This is a genomic window from Clavibacter michiganensis subsp. insidiosus (assembly GCF_002240565.1).
Taxonomy (GTDB): Bacteria; Actinomycetota; Actinomycetes; order Actinomycetales; family Microbacteriaceae; genus Clavibacter; species Clavibacter insidiosus.
The window spans coordinates 148,544-169,729 of record NZ_MZMO01000001.1 but is presented as its reverse complement, the minus strand read 5'-3'; the positions used below and the strand labels follow the sequence as shown (position 1 = coordinate 169,729).

The following is a 21,186-nucleotide window of genomic DNA, read 5'->3' as shown; positions in this document are numbered from 1 at the left end:
GTTCTTGGCTGCTTTACCCTTCGCCGACCTCGAGTTCTTCATCGGGTTCGGGGTAGTAGGCATTTGCAACCTCTGCATTGAATAGAACCTCGTTCAAAGAAGCGACATCCTCCTCTCCTGTAATTTGCGAGAGCATTTTCCTCGCCCAACGATCAAAGGAGGCGGTTGTTGTCGGGGTTATGCAGGAGTCAAAATCTGCTGAATTCAGAGCACCGCGATTATATGCTTTGTCAAGAATCTTCCGAAGGCTAGCCACGTTGGATATTGCAGTTTGCCCTGTCGTTCGAGAGCTATTGCCGCGGACGGCGCGCCTTACCTCTGTACGAAGTGATCGAAGCTGCTCGATTACCTCAGCGTTACTCTGCGCAACCGGGTCTTCGCTAGTTGCAATCTGAACAAAGCTTTGGGCGTCAGCGAGTGGCGTCTTTGCGCTTTTGGGCGACCTCTTAAGAAAGGCGGCGAACTCCCTAAGCGCTTTTTGGGCCTTTTCAACCTCGTCGAGGTCCTGCAAGTTGTACCGTATAAGGCGCATGTCCTTGAGATCAAAAGCTGGCGCCTCGTCTGCTTTTTGAATATGAATGACAGGCCTATCATAACCGTGCGCCACCGCGACTTCGTAGTATACATTGGGATTGTATCCGGACAGATCGGCAATGACGAGGTCGGCTTCTAGGATTGACTGAACGATTTGGGAAGTAATTGACCCGGGATTCGAATCTTCGTCGCCTCGTCTAATGACATATTCCTCACCGAGCGCCTTCCGAATTAAGTGCTTAAGGACTTGATCCGCGGCCTTGCGTACATCGCTTCCATCTTTGCCTATCGGCGATATGATGAAACAGGTGGGCTTTGGTGCTGCCGTGCTGGGGGTTGTCATGCCGTCAAGTGTGGCCGGAGTTCGCATAAAAGCCAACTACTTATGAGTGGCTCTGATCTTATGGACCACAATGGGGGATTGCTCTTTCGCTCGATGTATGCGGTGTCTCAAGGCCGCATCGGGTGCCCCCGCGACGCGTGAGCCTTGTGGGTAGTGCGACCGCTAGTGGTGCCATGCCGCTCTGGTTACAAATCGCCCCTACGCTGGCCCGATGGACGGACCCCTCGACGGCGGCGACATGAACCGCGTCGAGCGCGAGGGCGACACCGTCACCCGCGACGCCGGCCCGTGGACGCCGACCGTGCACCGATGGATGCGGCACCTGGCGCTCACGGGCGTCGAGGGGATCCCGCAGCCGCTCGGCATCGAGGGCGGCCGCGAGCGGCTGGCGTTCATGCACGGCGACGTGGCCGTCTACCCGCTGCCGTGCTGGATCTGGGCCGACGACGTGCTCGCGCAGGCCGGCCGCCGCCTCCGCGAGCTGCACGACGCGAGCATCGGCTTCGCGCTCGACGGCGCGGTCTGGCAGTCGGTCGCGAAGGTGCCGAGCGAGGTGATCTGCCACAACGACTTCGCGCCGCACAACCTCGTCTTCGCCGACGGCCGGCTCACGGGCGTGATCGACATGGACATGGCCTCGCCCGGCCCGCGCATCTGGGACCTCGCGTACCTCGCCACTCGCGCGGTGCCGCTCTCGGGATCGGCGCAGGACGGCGCGCCCGGCATGGACGACGCCCGCCGCCGCGTCGCGCTGCTCCTCGACGCGTACGGATCCGACGCCACCTGGGCCGACGTGCTCCGCGTGGCGATCCTGCGCCTGCACGACCTCGCGGACATCTCGCTCGCGAAGGCCGACGAGCTCGGCAAGCCGCACCTCCGGGACGATGCCGCCTACTACTCGGCCGATGCGGCGTTCCTCCGCGGGATCCTCGACGCCGAGCGCGCGCACCCCGGCCCCGCCTGAGGCATCAGCCCCGCGCGATCCGCCCCGCGACCTCCCGCAGCACGTCCGCGTCCTCGTAGGCGAGCTCCATCCCGACCGCGTCGGCCACGGGGAACCACGCCACGCGCTGCCCCTCGGTGAGCCGGATGTCCTCCGCCGCCACGTCCAGCCGCGCGGTGAACGTGTGCTCGATCCCGTAGGAGCGCGTGCGCGTCATGAGGTGCGCGACCTCGGCCGGCGGGATCCGCGCGCCCAGCTCCTCCTCGACCTCCCGCACGATGCCCGCGAGCGGCGTCTCGCCCGGCTCGAGCATCCCGCCGGGGATCGCCCACGTGCCGGGGAAGGGGACGGTGGGGATGTCGTCGCGCAGCTGCAGGAGGATCCGCCCGGCCGCGTCGACCAGCACCACCTGGCAGCCCTCGCTCACGCGGTCGCGCCCGTGTCCGGCCCGTCGATGGTGTGCGCCGTCATCGCGATCGCGGCGCGCGCGATGTCCTCGGCCGTCTCCTCGGTGCCGAGGGCGGGGGAGGCCCGCAGCGCCACGGCGGCCGCCTCGCGGTAGTCGGCGTCCATGCGGGCGAGCGTCTTCCGGCCGGCGGCGGTGAGCTCGAGGAAGACGCTGCGACGGTCCCGCGGGTTGGGCACGCGGTCGAGGTGCCCGGCTCCCACCAGGCGGTCGATCACCGCGGTCACCGCGCCCGTGCCCATCGAGATCTCCGCGGCCAGGTGCTTGGGGGTCATCCGGTGGAGGTCGCCCACCACGCTGATGACGGTGAGGTCGGTGACGTTCACCCCGATGTCCTGCGCGATGCGCGTGCGCAGGTGGCGCTGCGCGGTCTCGATCATGTGCAGGGCGTTGGCGAGCGCCTCCACGGCCGCGGCGTCGTCGCGGCGGGGAGCGGTTCTCTCCGGGCTCATGTCGGGTGTCCCTGCATCGGTGGATCCGGCGGATCCATGGGCGGTCCAGCGACTGTAACGCGCCCTCGCGGCCGCGGTCCCCTCGGCGAACGCGGTGCCCCCCGCAGTGGGGGGATTGCGCGAATCCCGAGTAGCTGTATCTTCGAGTTACTTGCAAAGCGAGTCACCGAGCTTCTTCCCCAGGGGCTCATCCAGCCCCTCCCTTCCCCTACGCACCCGGAGTCAGAACATGTCGCACCACATCGCCGCCGCCGCCAAGAAGGCCACGCGCGTCCGCTTCGCCCCCATCGCCATCGCCACCGGCGTCGCCGCCGCCGTCCTCCTCTCCGTCTCGATGTCCGGCACGCTGTCGGGCTTCGTCGCCTCGATCACCAACGACACCAACACGGCGGCCTCCGGCTCGCTGGTCATGCAGGAGTCGCAGGCCGGCGCCAACGGCGCCCCCACCGTCACCTGCCTCAGCACGAGCGCCACGTCCGGCGTCGACTCGAACGCCGCCACCTGCTCCACCATCAACAAGTTCGGCGGCTCGACCGCGATGATGCCCGGCCAGACGGTCACGAGCGTCGTGAGCATCAAGAACGTCGGCACGACGCGGGCCTCGACCTTCACGCTGACCCCCGGCGCCGCCTGCGCCCAGTTCAAGAACGGCACCGTCAACGGCTCGGCCACCGACTTCTGCTCCAAGCTCAACGTCGTCATCACGGCCGCGGGCAGCGCCACCCCCGTCTACTCCGGCACCGCAGCGGCCCTCGCCGGCTCCTCCGCCAAGACGCTGACGGCCCTCGCCGCCAACGCGAGCACCGACTTCACCTTCGCGGTCACGCTCGACTCCTCCGCCGGCAACACGTACCAGGGCCTCGGCGCCTCGCTGCCCCTCACCTGGACCTTCGCGGGCTAGTCCCACCCCGCTGGATCCCCGCGGGGCCGCCGAGAGGCGGCCCCGCACCCCATCCCCCTCGAAGCCCCTGACCCGGGAGGCGCACCATGACCGACATCCAGGACCGCCCGACCGCCCCCACGGTCGGCACCACGACCGACACCACGGCGATCGAGGCCCTCGAGCTCGACCTCGAGCTGGAGATCGACCTGGACCTGGAGCTCGACCTGGAGCTCCGCGCCGAGGACCTGCACCTCGACCCGACCGCGCCGGTCCTCCCGGCGCTCGTCGTCCTCGCGCCGGACCTGCCCGCCCGCGGCGCGGCCCGTCGCGCGGCCCGCACCTCCCGCGTCGTCCGTCGCCGCACCGTCCTCATGTGGGCGGCCACCGTCCTCCTCACCGCCCTCGTCGCGACGACGCTCCTGTTCCAGGCGTCCGGCGGCCGCTGGTTCGTCGTGCAGACCCCGTCGATGGGCACCACGGCCCCCGTCGGCACGCTGCTCCTCACGACCCCCGTCCTCCTCGAGGACGTCCAGCCGGGCGACGTCGTCAGCTTCCACCCCTCCACCACCCCGGACGAGACCTACACGCACCGCGTCATCGCGGTCGACGCCGACGGCCTCACCACGCAGGGCGACATCAACGGCGCGGTGGATCCCTGGAAGACCGACCAGGCGCACCTCGTCGGCGAGGCCACCACGATCCTCCCGGGCTTCGGCTGGCTCGCGAAGGGCGTGCCGCTGCTGCTCGCCGGCTTCGTCATCGTCATGATGCTGACCCGCCTCATCGGCTCGCCCACGCACCGCGCGTCCATCCGCATGCTCGGCGGCGCCCGCGTCGCGGCGCTCACCGTGTTCGTGCTCAAGCCCTTCGTCGGCCTCGTCGTGCTCGACGCGGCGACCCGCGGCAGCGACGTCGAGGCGACCATCGTGTCGACCGGCATGCTCCCCATCCGCATCGCGGCCGAGGGCGGCACCCACGCCACCCTCGCCGCCGGCCAGGTCGGCACCATCACCGCTCCCGCGGGCGAGGCCGGGCGCTTCTACGACGTGTCCTCCACGCTCGACCTGCCGCTCTGGGGCTGGATCCTCTTCTTCGGCGTCTGCGCCGTCCCCCTCCTCTACACGCTCGTCGTCGGCCTCCCCGCCGAGCCCGAGGAGCGTGTCCTGCGCGCCTCGCCGGACGGGATCGTCGCGGACGAGGACGAGGCCGACCAGACTGGGGGCGCCGACGCGCCCCGGGGTCTCGAGCCCGTCGACGTCGAGACGGCGCGCCGCGCAGTGGGGGATGACGCATGAGGAAGGCACCTGCCGAGGCGGTGCGCCGGCTGCGGGGACGCGGGACGCGCCCGCGCCGCGCGACCGTGGCGGCGTCGCTCGCGGCCGCGGCGGCGGGCATGCTCCTGCTGCTCGCCCCCACCACCAACGGCGCCTTCACCGCGGCCATCACGAACAGCAACAACAGCGCGGCCTCCTCCGCCACCTACTTCTCCTGCATGAACGCCGTCACCGCCGACAAGGCCAGCGCGCTGTTCGCCTACCCGCTGAACGAGGCGACGGGCTCGGGCCAGGCGGTGGACATCGACTCGGGCGCCTACCCCGGCACCTACCGCGGCGGCATGACCAGCACCAACGTCTCCCCGCAGGCGTGCCTGCGCGACTCCGGCGGCTCGTACCAGCTCAACGGCTCGTCGAGCCAGGTCACGAACGGGCTGCAGCAGACCTCCCCCCAGACGTTCTCGACCGAGGTCTGGTTCAAGACCACCGTCCGCGGCGGCAAGCTCATCGGGTTCGGCAACAGCCAGACCGGGCTGTCGGGCTCCTACGACCGCCACACCTACATCAACACGTCCGGCCAGCTCGTGTTCGGCACGTACACGCCCCAGGCCGGGATCATGACCATCGCGAGCTCCGCCGTGGTCACCGACGGCGCCTGGCACCACGCGGTCGCGACGATGTCCCCGACGAACGGCATGACCCTGTACCTGGACGGCAAGCAGGCCGCCGCCAACTCCTCGTTCCGCGCCTCCGAGGGCACCACGGGCTGGTGGCGCATCGGCTACGACAACCTCGACACCTGGCCGGGCGCCGGGAACCGCTACTTCGCCGGCAGCATGCGCTTCGCGGCCGTTTACTCGGCCGCCCTCACCCCGACGCAGGTCCTCGACCACTACAACGCCGGCCGGTGATCCCGCCCGCGTCGCGGGGGACGCGGCATGCGGGCACGGACGCCCCGCGATCGGCTGAGTGGGCGCCGCCGCGGTCTCACTCCCCGGGATCGGCCGTCACCGTGAGCGCGAGCTCGACGTGGTCGGGCGTGAGCACGTAGCGGGGATCGCCGAGGTCGGCGGTGAGGCCGAGCTCCAGGGACGTCGTCGTCAGGTGATGCAGGGCCGCGGCCAGGACCACCATCGTGGGCGCCCCGGGGATGACGACGACGCGCTCCCGGCGGCCCGGGCGATCCTCGGTCTCGGTGTCCGCAGGGAGGGAGGCCTCGCCGGGCCAGGAGCCCGCGAGGTCGACGCCGACCACCCAGTCCGGGCCCTCGGGCGCCATGACCCTGGCCCGGTCGGCCGCGGTGGCGAGCGCGTACCGGCACCAGGGGTGCGCCCGGGTCCCGACGCCCGCATCCACGAGCTCGCGTCGCAGCGCGCGCGCCGCATCCCGCACCCGCGGGGGCAGCACCACGCCGTCGTCGCCGACCGGCTCCCCGGGCACCCGACGGGTCACGGACGTGGCCGGATCCGCGTCCCGTCCTCCCGCGTCCGGCCAGCCCGCGGCGAGCTGCGCGGACTGCGCGAGGGCGGCGTCCTCCTCGAGGCGCCGGGCTCGCAGGGCCGCGTGGTGCCGGGTGAGGAGCTCCGGCAGCAGATCCGGGGCGTCGAGGACGTCGCGGATGTCCCGGAGGCCGATGCCCGCGCCGCGCAGCGCCGTGATGAGGAGCGCCCGGTGCACCTGGGGGAAGGCGTAGGCCCGGTACCCGGTGTCCTGATCGACCTCGGCGGGCACGAGCAGGCCCTCGGAGTGGTAGTGGCGCAGCGTGGGGGCGGGGAACGAGGTGGCGAGGGAGAACTCGCCGATGGGGAGGAGGGATCCGTGGGTCATGCATCGACCATGGGCCCTCCAGCGGGTGGAAGGTCAAGCCCGACGCCGACATCGCCGGCGGGCGCGGATCGCCGACGCGGGCACGACGACGGGACGGTCCGCGGACCGTCCCGTCGTCGCGTGCGGGCGGGCGCCGGATCAGCTCGCGGGCACCACGTCCCAGTGCTCGCGGATGAGGCTGCCGTCGACCCGGAAGATGTCGGCCGCGAGGAACGGGGCGTCCGCCTTCGCGCCCACCGGCTGCGAGAAGGTCCAGACGAGGTCGCCGTCGGCGATCGAGATCACGGACTGCTGCGCCGGGAACTGCGCGCCGCCGGAGAAGAGGGCCTTGAGCGCCGCCGTGCCGTTCGCGGCGACCGTGTTGTGCTGCAGGTACGCCGGGTCGAAGGAGCGGTCGAGCACGCTCGCGTCGTGATCCCGGAAGAGCGTGTCGTAGGCGCCCACGGCCAGCTGCCGGTTCGCCTCCTCCTGCTGCTCGGTCAGCTCGGGCGCGTCGGCCTTCCCCTGGTAGAGGTCGCTGAACATCGTGTTCGTGTTGCCGCTCGCGGGCGTGCCCTGCGGCACCGGCTGGTGGAACGACCAGACCGCGGTGACCTTGCCGTCCGCGAGGCGGAAGAGGTCGACGGCCGCTTCGCCGGTGCGCTCGTCGTCGGGCTTCGAGGTGATCTGGTAATGGACGGCCACGAGGTCGCCGTCCGCGGCGATGTGCTTGACCACGGCCTGGGCGCCGGGCACCCGCTGGTGCGCGGTGGCGAACTCGTCGAGGAACCCGCCGGGGCCGGCCTTCGCGCCCGCCCCGTTCGCGGTCGCGTCGGGCGCGATGGCCGCGATCGCGGCGGCGTTCGCCGCGGGGGAGGCGGGATCTGGGAACGCGGCGGTGAACAGCGCCGAGATGGTGTCGGTGTTGCGGTCCTCCGTGTCGGAGTCGGTGCGGTCGGCGGTCGTGCCGCCGTCGCCCGATGCGACGGGGCCGGTGGTGGCGACGGCGGTGGTCGCGTCGGGGGCGGCGTCGGTCGCGGCGGATGCCGCGCCGGGAGCCGAGCATCCGGCGAGGACGACCACGCCGGCGAGGGCGGCGGTGCCGCGGGCGAGCAGGGAGACGGGGATTCGTTGAACGCTCATGCACATACGATGCGACGCGCGGCTGGAGATCTCCGATGTGCATGGATGCGGCGTCCGACGACTGTTCCTGGTACGGCACGCGCAGGGCGGATCGTCCGGTCACGGTCGCGCGGGCCCGCCCGCCCGCCCGATCGCGGCTCCGTTCCGAAGCCCCTGCGCCGGGTCCGAGTCACCCGGCAGGGGCCCCCTCGCTGCGCATGCGAGGGGGCCCCGCCGCGTTCGGGCCGGTCGCTCCCACATGCGCGTCCGGCCACCGCGGTCGCGGTCCCCCGGCGCACGACGAACGGCCCGGCGTCGTGGGCCGGGCCGTTCGCGGTGGTGCTCTCCGGGGTCGAGCCCGGGGCGGGTGCTACTTGGTGTTGACGGTGATCTTGGCGATGCCGACGACGAGCTGGTCGGTGACCGCGGTGGTGCCGAAGGTGCTGTTCAGCAGGGCGGCGGCGTCGGGGCTGACCTTGACGGTGGTGCCCTCGAGGACGGCATTGTCGCCCTCCATCTGGAGGGGCTTCAGGGTCGTGCCGTCGAGGTTGAAGATGTAGACGTCCTTCATGACCTCGCCGTCGCCGACCTGGACCGATCCGGTGAGGCGGCTGGTGCCGGGGTCGATGACGAAGTCGGTGAGCTTCACGACCGTGCTGCCGGCGGTGAGGCTGATGCCGGAGCCGGAGTGGTCGATCTCGCCCTGGACGTAGGGGCGGTAGGACTGCTCGGGGTCGAAGTACTTCACGTTGCCGCCGGTGATGGGGAACGCGAGGGTGCCGGTGGCGCCGTCGAGGGTGGCGGTGCCGATGACGCCGGGGGTCAGGCCCAGGGTCGTGAGGGCGCCGGTGAAGCCGGAGTCGAGGGTGACCTTGGTGTCGACGCCGGTCAGGGTCGGGATCGTCGCCAGCGGCGTGGGGTTGGCCTCGGTGGTGGCGGTCGCGGCGGGCTGGGAGGAGCCCGAGGACGACGGCGTCTCGGCGGGGGTCGAGCAGGCCGCGAGGCCGACGACGAGGAAGCCCGCGGTGGCGAGGCCGAAGACGGACTTGGTGAGGTTGCGCATGATGGATCCTTACGTTTCAGGGCGGCCGACGTGGTCGCCGGTTGGAGTCGGATGGTGCTTCGGCGCCCCTCGCCAGGGCGATGGGTCCCGTGATGCTTTCGTGATCTCGAGGGTCCCGATCCGGGTCAGCGCTGGACGCCGAAGCGCTGGTTGCCGTCGACCCGGAGGGTCACGGAACCGGTGGCGCCCTGCGCGGTCGTGGGCGCGGACGCGGCCAGCCGCACCGTGACGCGCAGGTGGTCCCGACCGCCGACCGCGCGGGCGGGGGAGGCGGGGAGCGCGAACCGGCCGACGGCGGGGCGGTCGGCCACCACCGGGGTGATCGTCCCCGAGCAGACCGAGGTGCCAGGCGCGCCCGTCCACGCGACCGTGCAGCGGTCGAACGCCACCTGGAGGCCGTCGGACGTGCTCGCCACGGCCGTCCCGCCCAGCGTGACCTGGAGCTCCCGGGCGGCGACGGTGCCGGTGTTCGCGAGGTCCACGAGCCGCACCTGGGCGTCACCCGGCCGGAGCCCCGTGATCGGCACGGCGAGCTGATCCGCTCCGCCTCCACCCCAGTCGAGCTCAACGACGCCCGCGCCCACGGTGATCCGCGACGCGGCGCGGTCGGTGAACACGGCGTACGCGGTGCCGACGCCGGCGAGGGCGAGGACCACCGCGATCGCGGGGACGAGCAGGGGACGGGCGCGGCGGATCCCGCGGCGTGCGGCGCGGCGACCGTGCGGCGCGGGGGCGGCGGGCGCGGCGGGCGCGGCGCGATGGCGGGGCATCAGGCGGGCTCGCCGGTCATGCGCGGCGGACGACGCCAGATGACCGTCAGCAGCCAGATGGTCCCCGTCGCGCCGACGACCGCGAACGCGACCATGCGCGTGATGGGGTCGCCGAGCCAGACGAACGGCCAGCCGAGGAACGGGACGACCGACGTGCGCTCCCACACGGCGTCGTCGCCGATGGTGACGATCCACGGATCGGCGGAGGGGTTGTTGTCGCCCTTGGTCTCGATGGCGAGGCGGTCGTCGGACCAGCCGTCGAGGTTCGCCGCGTCCTCCGGGCCGAAGACGTGCATGACGCGGTGGATCACCCGCACGCGCGGGCCGGTGGGAGCCGTGAAGACGACGACGTCGCCTTCCGCCACCTCCGCCCGGGGCGTCGGGGCGGTGATCGCGAGGGAGCCGACGGGCATGCCGGGCGCCATCGAGTCGGAGAGGACGGGGACGAAGCGGGTGACGCCGAGCGCGGAGAGGGCGACGACCGCGATCACGGCCAGCCCGACGACGACCGTGAGGAGGCCGCCGATGGCGCCGAGGGCGCGGCGGGCCGGGCTCCGGCGGGGCGGCGCCGCGTGCGGGGCCGCTTCCTCGACGCGCGCGGTGCGGTCGCCGATCACGACGCGGCCTCGGCGGTGCGGCGGCGGCGGCCGGCGAGCAGCAGGATCCCGCCCCCGAGGAGGGCGAGCAGGGCGCCGGCCAGGGCGGACGCGATGTCGCGGCCCGTGACGGGGAGCAGGTCGCGCGGGGCGTCGGCGGCGGGGGCGGATCCCGCGGGCGAGGTGCCGGTGCCCGTGCCGGTGCCGCTCCCCGTGCCGCCACCGGTGGACGGATCCGTGCCGGCACCCGTGTCGTCGACGAGGGCGAAGCCGATGCGGATCATGCCGGCCGTGGACTCCATCCCGTTGTCGGCGCCGGACGGGAACCGCACGCGCACGGCGATGCCCACGGTCTCGCCCGCGTCGAGCGGGGTGCGCGTGACGACGCGGTCGAGCGTGGCGGCGGGACCGGATCCGAGCGGCTCGACGGGGCCGCGGCAGCGCATGGGCGCGGTGAGGATCTCGAATCCGTCCTCGCAGAGCCGGACGGACAGCTGGATGCCGCCCACGGCGTCGCCGGTGAGGGCCATGGAGCGCATCGAGTCGAGGCGGACGGAGAGCGGGGAGGCGTCCCCGGAGACGTTGGTGACGTCGGCGGCCCAGTCGACGGTGTCGCCCGGGGCCAGGTCGTCGAGCGGGATGCCGGGGCCGGTGAGCTCGTCGACCTCGAGCGAGGGGGAGTCGACGGCGGCGGGGCTCCCGGCGGCGCGGGCCGGGGCCGCCGGTGCGGAGGCGACCAGCGTCAGGCACAGGGCGGCGGCGGCGATGCCGCCGGTGCCGTGGTGTGCGCGCATGGTCGGGTCCTCCGGGTCGGGACGGATGAGGGGTGGTGCGGTGGGGCAGGGCGACGCGCGGACGCGACGCCGGGCGATCGGGCCCCGGCGCGTGCCGGGGCCCGATCGGAGGCGATCAGCGCTGCAGGCCGTCGCGCTGGATCGCGGCTGCGGTGAACGTCAGCGATGCGGCCGCGTTCTCGTAGTCGTTGTCCGCGGTGTCGGGCAGCTGCAGGACCATCAGGGTGTTGAGCGCGACGTCGGCGGTGTCGCTCGGGAAGGTCCCGTCCGCCGTCGGAGTGACGCCGAAGTCGGCCGGCGTGAGCGTGGTGGACCTGCCCGCGCCCGTGATCGAGTCGAGGGTGCCCGCACCGGTCTGCTGCACCGTGCCGGAGCAGGTGTACGCACCCACGGGGGCGGTGGCGGACGTCCACTCGCCGCCGACGCAGGTCTGCAGCGAGTAGGTGAGTCCCGCGGCCCCGCTGACGAGCGACTCGCCGCCTCCGGCGAGGGCCGGGTCGTCCGTGCCGGCCGTCTCCGCCGTCACGGCGTAGGACAGCTGGACGGCCGCCACGAGGTCGCCGTCGTTGGTCGCGTCGGGCAGCTCGAGCAGGATCGGCCGCTGGACGGTGTCCCCGGGCGCGATGTCCGCGACCGTGTAGTCGCCGGTGGCGACGATGTCGAGCTGACCCGCGTCGGCCTGGAGCGTCGCCGTGTCGGAGTCGGTGAAGATGGCGAACGCGCCGCCGGTGATGATCGTGCCCACGGCGACGACCGCGCCGGTGGCGACGATCTTCTTCCAGGGGCGACGACGCTGGGGTGCCTGGGTGGTGCTCATGGTGGTTCCTCTCGATGTGTGACGCGGTGCGCGATGTGCGCGGATGGTGCTGGTGGTGGTGCTGCTGTTCCTGCTGGTGCGGTGATGGACGTGTCGGTCGGGGCGTGTCGCCGCATCCGGGGGCGGATGCGGCCTGGGGGGTCGCGGGGCGGGCATCAGCAGCCCACCGCGGAGACGGCCGCCGGCTGGGCGACGGCGACGGAGGGGGCGCTCGCGACGCCGAGCCAGCGCTGCAGGTCGGGACGGACGCGCCACTGGTAGGAGCGGGACTCGCCGAGCCGGTCGTCCGAGAACGAGGTGACGGTGCCGGCCAGGCGGGCGACCGTGATCCACGCGCCCGGCGTCGTGCCCGCCAGACGCCGTTCGACGAGCTGGTCGGTGGCGCCGGGGACCGCGGTCCAGGCGAGCGCCGTGACCGGACGGCCGGCGACGCAGCTCGCGGTGGCGGCGGTGACGGTCGTCGTGCTCGTCCAGGTGCCGGTGGATGCGCCGAGCGCGGCGTCGTCCCGGTGCGTGAAGCCGCGGGGCACGAGCGGCGCGGGGTCGAGGTAGACGGTGATCGTCGATGTCGCGGCGATGCCGGTACCGGGCGCCCCTGGGCGGTCGGTGATCGCGTAGGCGATCGCGGTGGATCCCGCCGTCCCCGTGGTCGGAGGCCGGTACATGCACAGGACGGCCGAGCAGCTGAACGACCCGGGCAGCGCGGCGGGCGGGGTGGCACCCGTGATCGCGAGGGCGTCGCCGTCCACGTCGGTGTCGTTGGCCCGCGGGTCGATCATCACGTCCGGACCGCCGATGGTCGCCACCAGCCGGTCGGCGCGGGCGACGGCCGTGCGGTTGACGGGCGTGACGGTGATCGTGACGCGCACGTTCCAGGTGCCCGCGGCGCTCTGCAGCGCGTAGTCGAAGACGTCCACGCCCGTGAAGCCGTCGACCGACCGGTACGTGCAGCGGCCGCGGTCCGTGCCGCTCGCGACGCACGTGACGCTGCCGGAGGTCGGCGACGCGGGCACGGGTGCCGCCGCGCCGCCCACGAGCGCCGGCGTCGCCGAGAGCTGTGCGCGGCTGAGCGTCGCACCCGTCGCGGCGGGCCCGTCGTTGGCCAGCACGTCGACCACCACGGGCACGCCCTGCGGCGTCGTCGCGGCGTCCGGCAGCGGGTCCGGCACCGCCAGCACGGTCGCGGTCGCGGTGCGGCTGATCGCGCCGGTCGGCGCGGTGGCGGTGGCGGTCGCGGTGTTGACGATGGAGCCGGCCGCCACGTCCGCGGTCGTGGCCGTGTACGTGGCGGTCGCGGTCACGACCTGGCCGGGTGCGAGCGTGCCCGCGGTGCCGGGCCACGTGTACGCCAGGGCGGAGACGCCGGTGCGCGGATCCGCGATGGAGACGCCCGTGAGGGTCGTCGACCCGGTGTTCTGCAGCCGGAACGCGTACGTCACGACGCCGCCCGCCGTCGGCACGTTGCCGGGCGTCGCGGTCTTGGTGAAGGCCAGGGTCGCCGTGCGGTCGAGGGTCACGGTGCGGGTCGCGGAGGCCTGCGCCTGCGTGCCGCCGGAGCTCGCGCCGCGGACGGTCGCAGTGTTCGCGATCTGCCCCGCGTCGACGTCGGCCTGCCGCACCGTGTAGCTCGCGGTGGCGGTCGCTGTCGCGCCGACGGCGAGCGTGCCCGCGGTGCCCGGCCACGCGTACGTCACGGCCGACAGCCCGGGCAGCGGATCCGTGAGCGCCACCCCGGTGAGCGGCACGGTGCCGGTGTTCCTGATCGAGAAGGTGTACGCGACCGTGGCGCCCGCCACGGACCCGCCCGTGAGCGTCGCGCCCTTGGTCAGCGTGAGCGCCGCGGATCCGTTGACCGGCGTGCTCGTCGACGAGCTCGCGGTCGGCGCGGCCGCCCCGGAGAAGGTCTTCCCGGAGACGGTCGCCGTGTTGACGATCGGCGTCGCGGCGTCCACGTCGGCCTGGGTCACGGTGTACGCCGTGGAGGTGAAGGTCTGGGACGCGCCGGGCGCGAGGGTCGTGGAGGCGGGGCTGATGCCGGTGACGCGCGGGTCGGCCACCGCCACCGTGTACAGCGACACGTTCCCGCTGTTGCGCGCGACGAACGAGTAGGCGATCCGCTCGCCGACGTCCGCCCGGCCGTTGCCGTTGGAGTCCGTGAGCGTGCCCGTCTTCGTGAGCGCGAGCGCGGGAGCCGGCGTCACGATCTTCGCGGTCGCCGTGCTCGAGTTGCTGTTCACGCCCAGGAGCAGCGTGTTGAGGCCGCGTGCCGTCGCGGTGTTCACGAGCGTGCCGGACATCGCCTCCGCGGGCGTCACGACGTGGGTGCCCGTGCACGTCGCCGACGCGCCGATGAGGAGCAGGCCGGTCCCGAGGAGGCCCCCGGTGCAGGAGGCGGAGGGGACGAGGGGGTCGTTCACCGTGAGGTTCGACAGGATGACGCCGCCGGTGTTGGTGAGCACGAACTGATACGGGATCGTCTGGCCCTCGGCGTAGGCCGCGGGCTGCGCGGTCGACCGGTCGATCTGCTTCACGAGGTTGAGCGGCGTGAGGTCGGTGATGCTCGAGACGCTCACCTCGCGGATCAGGTGCGTGTCCGTGAAGGTGCCCGTCGAGGCGAGGTAGCCGAGCTTGTAGGACGCGGGGGCGGGGGTGGTCATCGTGTACTGCACGACCTGCGTGAGGGATGCGGCGGATGCGCCGGCCGTGGCGCCCACGTAGACGGTGACGACGGGGAGCCGGGCGGGGGAGACCGTGATGCGGATGGTCCGGCCGAGGTCCGTGGTCGGCGTGCTCAGCGTCGTCGTGGCGCGGAGGCTCGACGCGGGCGATGCGCCCGTCAGGTAGCAGTAGCCCGTCAGGCCCGTGCCGGGTCCGCGCAGCGCGATGGCGTTGGGGCGCGAGCCGACGCCGGCGCTCGGGGTGGTGCATCCCGTGCCGCGGCCCTCGGTGCCGTTCGAGTAGTTGCCGTACGCGTCGAGGCCGACGCCGAGGTAGCCGCCCGCGACGCCCGCCGCGGTCGTGCTCTGGGCGTAGCCGAGGGATCCGCCGGACGGGCCCGCCGCGGTGAGCGGCACGGATCCGTCGGTGAGGAAGAACCCGATGCCATCGGCGCCGCCGGAGGAGGTGCCGTACTGGTACTGGTCGAACTTGATGTCGAGCCCGCCGCCGGCCGGGATCGCGTTGTCGTAGACGACGCCGCCGACCGCGTTGACGCGGTTGTCGGTGAGCTGGAGGGCACCCGGGGTCGCGCTCGCGGGCGGCGCCTGGGTGCGGCTCGAGCAGACGCCGAGCGTCGAGCCGCTGCTCGGGGTCGAGGTGGCGCGGGTGAGGCAGGCGCTGCCGAGCGGCTTCCACGCGGCGTCGGTCACGCTCGTGCCGCTGAACGACTCCGTGATCAGCTGCGACGCCGCGGTCGCGGTCTGCGCGGGCAGGGTGACGAGGAGCGCGGCTCCGACGGCGGCCGCCGCGAGCGCGGCCAGGCGGCGGATCCCGGGACGGGAGCGCGCTCCGGTGGCGACCGGACGCGGGTCGGCGGCATGGCGCGCACGCGTACCGACCATCTCGATCACCCCCTGGAGAACACGTCCTCATGAAGGGCGCCGAGAGGCCCCCCGGCCTCGCCTCGGCAACGCTAAATCAGGAGATCGACCCCGGAAAAGGGACCCAGTAGCGATCTACGTGAACCAGTAGCCCCCGTCTCGACCCTCCGGCCCCCCCGGCCGGGGCACACCGCCGCCGATCGGGCCGATCGCGGGCCGCCGATCCTGTGAGTTGAGCCGACATCGCTCAACTCCTGGCGTCCCGACTTGACGCCCGGCGAGGTCCCGGTAGAGTTGAGTCATCGCGGCTCAAGTAGCACGCCGCTGACGAAGCGGCACCGCGAGCGAGACTCCGCGGGACACCCGCGTCACCACACGAAGCGACCCCCGTGATCCGGGCGCCGCGGCAATAGAAGGAGAACACCCCATGGCTCGTGCAGTAGGAATCGACCTGGGTACCACCAACTCGGTGGTCTCGGTCCTGGAGGGCGGGGAGCCCACCGTCATCGCCAACGCCGAGGGCGCGCGCACCACGCCGTCCGTCGTCGCGTTCACCAAGGACGGCGAGGTGCTGGTCGGCGAGACCGCCAAGCGCCAGAACGTCACCAACGTCGACCGCACCATCTCGTCGGTCAAGCGCCACATGGGCACCGACTGGACCGTCGGCATCGACGACAAGAAGTACACGTCGCAGGAGCTGTCCGCCCGCATCCTCGGCAAGCTCAAGCGCGACGCCGAGCAGTACCTGGGCGACTCGGTGACCGACGCGGTCATCACCGTCCCCGCGTACTTCAACGACGCCGAGCGCCAGGCCACGAAGGAGGCCGGCGAGATCGCGGGCCTCAACGTGCTCCGCATCATCAACGAGCCCACCGCGGCGGCGCTCGCATACGGCCTCGACCGGGGCAAGGAGGACGAGCTCATCCTCGTCTTCGACCTCGGCGGCGGCACGTTCGACGTCTCCCTCCTCGAGGTGGGCAAGGACGACGACTTCAGCACCATCCAGGTCCGCTCCACCGCGGGCGACAACCGCCTCGGCGGCGACGACTGGGACCAGCGCATCGTCGACCACCTCGTCAAGCGCTTCAAGGAGTCGACGGGCGTCGACGTCTCGAACGACAAGATCGCCAAGCAGCGCCTCAAGGAGGCCGCTGAGCAGGCGAAGAAGGAGCTCAGCTCCTCCACCAGCACCTCGATCCAGCTCCCGTACCTCTCCCTCACGGAGAACGGCCCGGCCAACCTCGACGAGACGCTGACCCGCGCCAAGTTCGAGGAGCTCACGAACGACCTGCTCGAGCGCACCCGCAAGCCCTTCGAGGACGTCATCCGCGAGGCCGGCGTCTCGGTCGGCGACGTGGCCCACGTGGTCCTCGTCGGCGGATCCACCCGCATGCCCGCCGTCGTCGACCTCGTGAAGAAGCTCACGGGCGGCAAGGAGCCCAACAAGGGCGTCAACCCGGACGAGGTCGTCGCCGTCGGCGCCGCGCTCCAGGCCGGCGTGCTGAAGGGCGAGCGCAAGGACGTCCTGCTCATCGACGTCACCCCCCTGAGCCTCGGCATCGAGACCAAGGGCGGCATCATGACCAAGCTCATCGAGCGCAACACGGCCATCCCGACCAAGCGCAGCGAGACCTTCACCACGGCCGACGACAACCAGCCGTCCGTGGCGATCCAGGTCTTCCAGGGCGAGCGCGAGTTCACCCGCGACAACAAGAACCTCGGCACCTTCGAGCTCACCGGCATCGCGCCGGCGCCCCGCGGGATCCCGCAGGTCGAGGTCACCTTCGACATCGACGCCAACGGCATCGTGCACGTGTCCGCCAAGGACAAGGGCACCGGCAAGGAGCAGTCGATGACCATCACGGGCGGATCCTCGCTCGCGAAGGAGGACATCGAGCGCATGGTGCGCGAGGCCGAGGAGCACGCGGCGGAGGACAAGACGCGCCGCGAGCAGGCCGAGATCCGCAACAACGCGGAGCAGCTCGCCTACTCGATCGACAAGCTCATCAAGGAGAACGACGACAAGCTGCCCGAGGACGTCAAGTCCGAGGTCCAGGGCGACGTCGACGGCCTGAAGAGCGCCCTCGCCGGCGACGACGAGGATGCGGTCAAGACCGCGTTCGACAAGCTGTCCGCGAGCCAGACCAAGCTCGGCGAGGCCATCTACGCGCAGGGCCAGCAGGAGCAGGCCACGGGTGAGACCCCCGAGGGCGCGTCCGAGGCGAAGAAGGACGACGAGGACATCGTCGACGCCGAGGTCGTGGACGAGGACGACGAGGACAAGAAGACCGACCGATGACCGAGGACACCGCGAACGGCGAGGGCCGCGGGCCCGACGACGTCACGCCCGAGGGCGAGGGGGCCGAGCAGTCGGCCTCCGCGTCCCCGGCCGGATCCGACGCGCAGGCGGCTGACGCCGCCGAGGCGGCCTCCCTCCCCGGCGTCGACGGCGCGTTCGTCGAGGCCGAGGGCCCCGACGTGGAGACGACCGACCCCATGGACGAGGAGCTGCAGGACCTCATCGAGAAGACCCGGGCGGAGCCCGTCGAGGGCGACTCCGAGCACCTCGCCGACCTGAAGCGCGTCACCGCGGAGTACGCCAACTACCGCAAGCGCACCGAGGCCAACCGCGAGATCGAGCGCCAGCGCGCGGTCGGCGACGTGGTCAAGGGCATCCTCCCGGTGCTCGACGACCTCGATCGCGCCGAGAAGCACGGCGACCTGGCGGAGGGCGGACCGCTCACCGCGATCGTCGCCAAGCTGCGGACGAACGTGGAGCGCATCGGGCTGGTCAAGGTCGGCGCCGTCGGCGACGCCTTCGACCCGCAGGTGCACGAGGCGATCTTCCAGAAGCCGAACCCCGAGGTGCAGGTGGACACCGTCGCGGACGTCGTCGAGAGTGGCTACTACATCGGCGAGACGCTGCTGCGGGCCGCGAAGGTCGTCGTCGACAAGCCGGAGTAGCGCCATCAACCGCAGCATCGATCCGGCTGCACCCATCCCGGTCCGGGCGTCCGCACGCGCGGGCGCCCGGACCGGGTCGTGCGGCCCCCACCACGAGACGACGAAGAAGGGAGGCGTCTGATGGCCAGCCAGGACTGGTTCGACAAGGACTTCTACAAGGTCCTCGGAGTGTCCAAGGACGTCTCGGAGGCCGACCTGAAGAAGGCCTACCGCAAGCTCGCGCGGCAGTACCACCCGGACAGCAACCCGGATCCGTCGGCCGAGGCGCGCTTCAAGGAGATCAGCGAGGCGCACGCCGTGCTGGCCGACAAGGAGCAGCGCCGCGAGTACGACCAGATGCGGGCCATGGGATCCGGCGCGCGCTTCACCGCCCCGGGTGCCGGCGGCGGCCAGGCGGGCGGGTTCGAGGACGTGTTCGGCGGCATGTTCGGCCAGCAGGCCGGCGGCCGCGGGCGGCGGGCGGCCGGGTTCGGATCCGGCCAGCCGCAGTACAGCCAGGGCGGGTTCGAGGACATCCTCGGCGGCATGTTCGGCAACGGCGGCTTCGGCCAGTCGACCGGCGGCTACCGCGGCTACGGCGCGCCCACCAAGGGCCGCGACGTCACCGCCACCACCACGATCGACTTCCTCACCGCGGTGCAGGGCGACGTCGTGCGCCTGCAGGACTCCGACGGCCGCCCCCTCACGGTGCGCGTGCCGGCCGGGGTCTCCGACGGGCAGAAGATCCGCCTCGCCGGCAAGGGCGAGCCGTCGGGCGACGGCGGCGCGTCGGGCGACATCATCCTCACGGTGCACGTGCGACCGCACCCGGTGTTCGAGCGCGACGGGCTGAACCTGCGGGTCAACGTGCCCGTCACCTTCCCCGAGGCCGCGCTCGGCGCGACCATCGAGGTGCCCACGCTCGGCGGCGACCCGGTGCGGCTGAAGGTCGCGCCCGGCACGTCCAGCGGCAAGGTGCTGCGGGTCAAGGGCCGCGGCGTCACGACCCCGAAGGGCACGGGCGACCTGCTCGCGCGCATCGAGGTCGCGGTGCCGTCCCGCCTCACCGACGCCCAGCGCGTGGCGCTCGACGCGTTCGCGAGCTCGGGCCCCGACGAGGACCCGCGCCGCGAGCTCATCGAGCGGGCCAGGAGCTGACGTGGATCCCCGCGACACGATGGACGAGGACGCCCCCGTCTTCGTGATCTCCGTGGCGGCCGAGCTGTCGGGCATGCACCCGCAGACGCTCCGGCAGTACGACCGCCTCGGGCTCGTGTCGCCCACCCGCACGGCCGGGAGAAGCCGCCGCTACTCGATGCGCGACATCGTGCAGCTGCGGGAGGTCGCCCGGCTCGGCGCGGAGGGCGTGAGCCTGGAGGGCATCGCGCGGATCCTCGAGCTCGAGAACCAGGTGTCGGAGCTCCGCGGCCGCGTGCGCCAGCTGGAGTCGGCGCTCGCCGACGAGCTGCTGTCGCGGCCCGGCCGCCGGGTGTTCGCGGCCCGCGGCGACGGCGACGTGGTGTCGCTGCGCGCGGGCGTGCGGCCCTCGCGGCAGACCGAGGTCGTGCTGTACCGGGCGGCGCTCGCCATGCCGGGCGACGACCGCGACGGCTCCGGGCGCGACGCGCGGTGAGCGACGCTCCCGACGCCGCACCCGCATCCGCTGCCGACGACCTGCTCGACCTCGGCGCGCTGCGCCGCCGGCCCGACGTCGAGGCCGAGAACCTCTTCGCCGTGGACGCGGCCGACCGGCTGCTCCTCGACGAGCTGGTCGCGCTGCTCGACGCCGCGACCGACGCGGGTCGCCCGGTGCGTACCGAGCAGCTCGTCGTCATCGGCGACCAGTACGGCGCGCTCGCGCTCGGCGCCGCGGCGGCCCTGCGGCGTGCCGGGGCGGCGGATCCCCTGCGCATCCGCGTGCACCAGGACGCCCTCGCCTCCGAGACCGCGCTCGACCTCAACGCGGAGCTGACCGGCGAGACCGCGGATCTCCGCCACCACGGGCTCGACGACGCGCTCGCCGCGGGCGCCCGGATCGTGGTCGCGCGCCTGCCGCGCAGCCTCGACGCGCTCGACGAGTGGGCGGGGGTGGTCGCCCGGGCGGCCGCCGACGACGTCACCGTGCTCGCCGGCGGCCGCGTGAAGCACATGACGCCCGCGATGACCGAGGTCCTCGCCCGCCGCTTCGGCGACGTGCACGCGACCCTCGCGCGGCAGAAGTCGCGGATCCTCGTCGCGCGCCGCCCTCTGCGGGCCGACGACGGCGACCCCTACCCGCGCGGCGCCTCCCACCCCGACCTCGGCCTCGAGGTGCGCGCGCACGGCGCCGCCTTCGCCGGATCCAAGATCGACATCGGCACGCGCTTCCTCCTCTCCTTCCTCGCCGACCTGCCCGCCGACGCCCGCGTCGCGGTCGACCTCGGCTGCGGCACGGGCGTCATCGCGTCGGCCGTCGCGCTCGCCCGGCCGGGCCTGCGCGTGATCGCGACCGACCAGTCGTGGGCGGCCGTCGACTCCGCGCGCGCGACCGTCGCCGCGAACGGCGTGGCCGACCGGGTGCCCGTGGTGCGCGACGACGCGGGATCCACCGTGCCCGACGGATCCACCGACCTCGTGCTCCTGAACCCGCCGTTCCACACGGGCGCCACCGTGCACGCGGGCCTCGCGCCGCGCCTGTTCGCCGCGGCGGCCCGCATGCTCCGCCCCGGCGGCGAGCTCTGGACCGTCTACAACAGCCCGCTCGGCTACCGGCCGCAGCTGACCCGCATCGTCGGGCCGACACGGGAGGCGGGTCGGAACGCGAAGTTCACGGTCGCCGTCTCGACGAAGCCCGAGCAGTAG

General features: G+C 72.6%; 20 protein-coding genes. 9 read left to right on the top strand and 11 right to left on the bottom strand.

Annotated features, from left to right (window positions below; translation table 11 throughout):
• Window positions 1-13: 13 nt before the first annotated feature.
• On the bottom strand, window positions 14-877 hold the full coding sequence (locus tag B5P21_RS16475) for a hypothetical protein (protein ID WP_133064145.1): 864 nt from the start codon (window positions 875-877) through the stop codon (window positions 14-16).
• 211 nt (window positions 878-1,088) lie between these two features.
• Here B5P21_RS16475 and B5P21_RS00915 point away from each other — a divergent pair, with 211 nt between their 5' ends.
• On the top strand, window positions 1,089-1,841 hold the full coding sequence (locus B5P21_RS00915) for a phosphotransferase (RefSeq protein ID WP_094170657.1): 753 nt from the start codon (window positions 1,089-1,091) through the stop codon (window positions 1,839-1,841).
• 4 nt (window positions 1,842-1,845) lie between these two features.
• Here the strand turns inward: B5P21_RS00915 and B5P21_RS00910 are convergent, their stop codons facing one another.
• Together B5P21_RS00910 and B5P21_RS00905 are read right to left on the bottom strand one after the other, a co-directional pair.
• A complete protein-coding gene (locus B5P21_RS00910) occupies window positions 1,846-2,247 on the bottom strand; it encodes an NUDIX hydrolase (RefSeq protein WP_246865231.1) in 402 nt (133 codons plus the stop codon).
• Entirely contained in the window at window positions 2,244-2,738 is a 495-nt protein-coding gene (locus B5P21_RS00905; protein ID WP_045526064.1) for a MarR family winged helix-turn-helix transcriptional regulator, read from the bottom strand. Before B5P21_RS00905 ends, B5P21_RS00910 begins: the two co-directional genes overlap by 4 nt.
• A 229-nt stretch (window positions 2,739-2,967) precedes the next feature.
• Here B5P21_RS00905 and B5P21_RS00900 point away from each other — a divergent pair, with 229 nt between their 5' ends.
• The 3 genes from B5P21_RS00900 (at window position 2,968) to B5P21_RS00890 (ending at window position 5,806) form a co-directional block, all read left to right on the top strand.
• Entirely contained in the window at window positions 2,968-3,639 is a 672-nt protein-coding gene (locus B5P21_RS00900) for a hypothetical protein (protein ID WP_045526066.1), read from the top strand.
• An 86-nt stretch (window positions 3,640-3,725) separates the two neighbouring features.
• Complete coding sequence (locus B5P21_RS00895; RefSeq protein ID WP_246865230.1) at window positions 3,726-4,916, top strand: S26 family signal peptidase; 1,191 nt, start codon at window positions 3,726-3,728, stop codon at window positions 4,914-4,916.
• A complete protein-coding gene (locus tag B5P21_RS00890; RefSeq protein ID WP_045526067.1) occupies window positions 4,913-5,806 on the top strand; it encodes a LamG domain-containing protein in 894 nt (297 codons plus the stop codon). Before B5P21_RS00895 ends, B5P21_RS00890 begins: the two co-directional genes overlap by 4 nt.
• Before the next feature lie 76 nt (window positions 5,807-5,882).
• On the opposite strand, the gene B5P21_RS00885 is transcribed toward B5P21_RS00890, so the two are convergent.
• The 8 genes from B5P21_RS00885 to B5P21_RS00850 form a co-directional block, all read right to left on the bottom strand.
• Window positions 5,883-6,722, bottom strand: a complete 840-nt coding sequence (locus tag B5P21_RS00885; protein WP_094170656.1) for a MerR family transcriptional regulator — start codon at window positions 6,720-6,722, stop codon at window positions 5,883-5,885.
• 138 nt (window positions 6,723-6,860) lie between these two features.
• Window positions 6,861-7,844, bottom strand: coding sequence for a nuclear transport factor 2 family protein (locus B5P21_RS00880; protein ID WP_045526068.1), 984 nt, complete (start codon window positions 7,842-7,844; stop codon window positions 6,861-6,863).
• A 349-nt stretch (window positions 7,845-8,193) separates the two neighbouring features.
• Window positions 8,194-8,886 carry a hypothetical protein gene (locus B5P21_RS00875; RefSeq protein ID WP_094170655.1) on the bottom strand — a complete coding sequence of 231 codons (693 nt, stop codon included), beginning with the start codon at window positions 8,884-8,886 and terminating at the stop codon, window positions 8,194-8,196.
• 125 nt (window positions 8,887-9,011) lie between these two features.
• Complete coding sequence (locus tag B5P21_RS00870; RefSeq protein WP_045526073.1) at window positions 9,012-9,656, bottom strand: TasA family protein; 645 nt, start codon at window positions 9,654-9,656, stop codon at window positions 9,012-9,014.
• Complete coding sequence (locus B5P21_RS00865; protein ID WP_045526074.1) at window positions 9,656-10,273, bottom strand: signal peptidase I; 618 nt, start codon at window positions 10,271-10,273, stop codon at window positions 9,656-9,658. The genes B5P21_RS00870 and B5P21_RS00865 overlap by 1 nt, the downstream gene beginning before the upstream one ends.
• Window positions 10,270-11,046: a hypothetical protein gene (locus B5P21_RS00860; RefSeq protein WP_045526076.1), complete on the bottom strand. Its 777-nt coding sequence runs from the start codon at window positions 11,044-11,046 to the stop codon at window positions 10,270-10,272. The genes B5P21_RS00865 and B5P21_RS00860 overlap by 4 nt, the downstream gene beginning before the upstream one ends.
• A gap of 115 nt (window positions 11,047-11,161) precedes the next feature.
• Window positions 11,162-11,863, bottom strand: coding sequence for a TasA family protein (locus tag B5P21_RS00855; RefSeq protein WP_045526078.1), 702 nt, complete (start codon window positions 11,861-11,863; stop codon window positions 11,162-11,164).
• A gap of 155 nt (window positions 11,864-12,018) precedes the next feature.
• Window positions 12,019-15,423 carry a DUF7507 domain-containing protein gene (locus tag B5P21_RS00850; protein WP_094171375.1) on the bottom strand — a complete coding sequence of 1,135 codons (3,405 nt, stop codon included), beginning with the start codon at window positions 15,421-15,423 and terminating at the stop codon, window positions 12,019-12,021.
• Between the two features lie 406 nt (window positions 15,424-15,829).
• On the opposite strand from B5P21_RS00850, the gene dnaK reads away from it, so the two are divergent.
• The 5 genes from dnaK to B5P21_RS00825 all read left to right on the top strand — a co-directional run bounded on the left by dnaK (window position 15,830) and on the right by B5P21_RS00825 (window position 21,186).
• A complete protein-coding gene (gene dnaK / locus B5P21_RS00845) occupies window positions 15,830-17,701 on the top strand; it encodes a molecular chaperone DnaK (RefSeq protein ID WP_094170654.1) in 1,872 nt (623 codons plus the stop codon).
• A complete protein-coding gene (locus B5P21_RS00840) occupies window positions 17,698-18,366 on the top strand; it encodes a nucleotide exchange factor GrpE (protein ID WP_045526082.1) in 669 nt (222 codons plus the stop codon). Before dnaK ends, B5P21_RS00840 begins: the two co-directional genes overlap by 4 nt.
• 120 nt (window positions 18,367-18,486) lie before the next feature.
• Entirely contained in the window at window positions 18,487-19,503 is a 1,017-nt protein-coding gene (locus tag B5P21_RS00835) for a DnaJ C-terminal domain-containing protein (protein ID WP_045526083.1), read from the top strand.
• Between the two features lie 19 nt (window positions 19,504-19,522).
• Window positions 19,523-19,978, top strand: a complete 456-nt coding sequence (locus B5P21_RS00830) for a heat shock protein transcriptional repressor HspR (protein ID WP_041465342.1) — start codon at window positions 19,523-19,525, stop codon at window positions 19,976-19,978.
• Window positions 19,975-21,186, top strand: a complete 1,212-nt coding sequence (locus tag B5P21_RS00825; RefSeq protein ID WP_172457199.1) for a class I SAM-dependent methyltransferase — start codon at window positions 19,975-19,977, stop codon at window positions 21,184-21,186. Before B5P21_RS00830 ends, B5P21_RS00825 begins: the two co-directional genes overlap by 4 nt.

Bases quoted from the DNA above. Each gene is read 5' to 3' on its own strand.
- B5P21_RS16475 (WP_133064145.1), bottom strand. From the start codon at position 877: ATGACAACCCCCAGCACGGCAGCACCAAAGCCCACCTGTTTCATCATA.
- B5P21_RS00915 (WP_094170657.1), top strand. From the start codon at position 1,089: ATGGACGGACCCCTCGACGGCGGCGACATGAACCGCGTCGAGCGCGAG.
- B5P21_RS00905 (WP_045526064.1), bottom strand. From the start codon at position 2,738: ATGAGCCCGGAGAGAACCGCTCCCCGCCGCGACGACGCCGCGGCCGTG.
- B5P21_RS00900 (WP_045526066.1), top strand. From the start codon at position 2,968: ATGTCGCACCACATCGCCGCCGCCGCCAAGAAGGCCACGCGCGTCCGC.
- B5P21_RS00895 (WP_246865230.1), top strand. From the start codon at position 3,726: ATGACCGACATCCAGGACCGCCCGACCGCCCCCACGGTCGGCACCACG.
- B5P21_RS00890 (WP_045526067.1), top strand. From the start codon at position 4,913: ATGAGGAAGGCACCTGCCGAGGCGGTGCGCCGGCTGCGGGGACGCGGG.
- B5P21_RS00885 (WP_094170656.1), bottom strand. From the start codon at position 6,722: ATGACCCACGGATCCCTCCTCCCCATCGGCGAGTTCTCCCTCGCCACC.
- B5P21_RS00880 (WP_045526068.1), bottom strand. From the start codon at position 7,844: ATGAGCGTTCAACGAATCCCCGTCTCCCTGCTCGCCCGCGGCACCGCC.
- B5P21_RS00875 (WP_094170655.1), bottom strand. From the start codon at position 8,886: ATGCGCAACCTCACCAAGTCCGTCTTCGGCCTCGCCACCGCGGGCTTC.
- B5P21_RS00870 (WP_045526073.1), bottom strand. From the start codon at position 9,656: ATGCCCCGCCATCGCGCCGCGCCCGCCGCGCCCGCCGCCCCCGCGCCG.
- B5P21_RS00860 (WP_045526076.1), bottom strand. From the start codon at position 11,046: ATGCGCGCACACCACGGCACCGGCGGCATCGCCGCCGCCGCCCTGTGC.
- B5P21_RS00855 (WP_045526078.1), bottom strand. From the start codon at position 11,863: ATGAGCACCACCCAGGCACCCCAGCGTCGTCGCCCCTGGAAGAAGATC.
- B5P21_RS00850 (WP_094171375.1), bottom strand. From the start codon at position 15,423: ATGGTCGGTACGCGTGCGCGCCATGCCGCCGACCCGCGTCCGGTCGCC.
- dnaK (WP_094170654.1), top strand. From the start codon at position 15,830: ATGGCTCGTGCAGTAGGAATCGACCTGGGTACCACCAACTCGGTGGTC.
- B5P21_RS00840 (WP_045526082.1), top strand. From the start codon at position 17,698: ATGACCGAGGACACCGCGAACGGCGAGGGCCGCGGGCCCGACGACGTC.
- B5P21_RS00835 (WP_045526083.1), top strand. From the start codon at position 18,487: ATGGCCAGCCAGGACTGGTTCGACAAGGACTTCTACAAGGTCCTCGGA.
- B5P21_RS00830 (WP_041465342.1), top strand. From the start codon at position 19,523: ATGGACGAGGACGCCCCCGTCTTCGTGATCTCCGTGGCGGCCGAGCTG.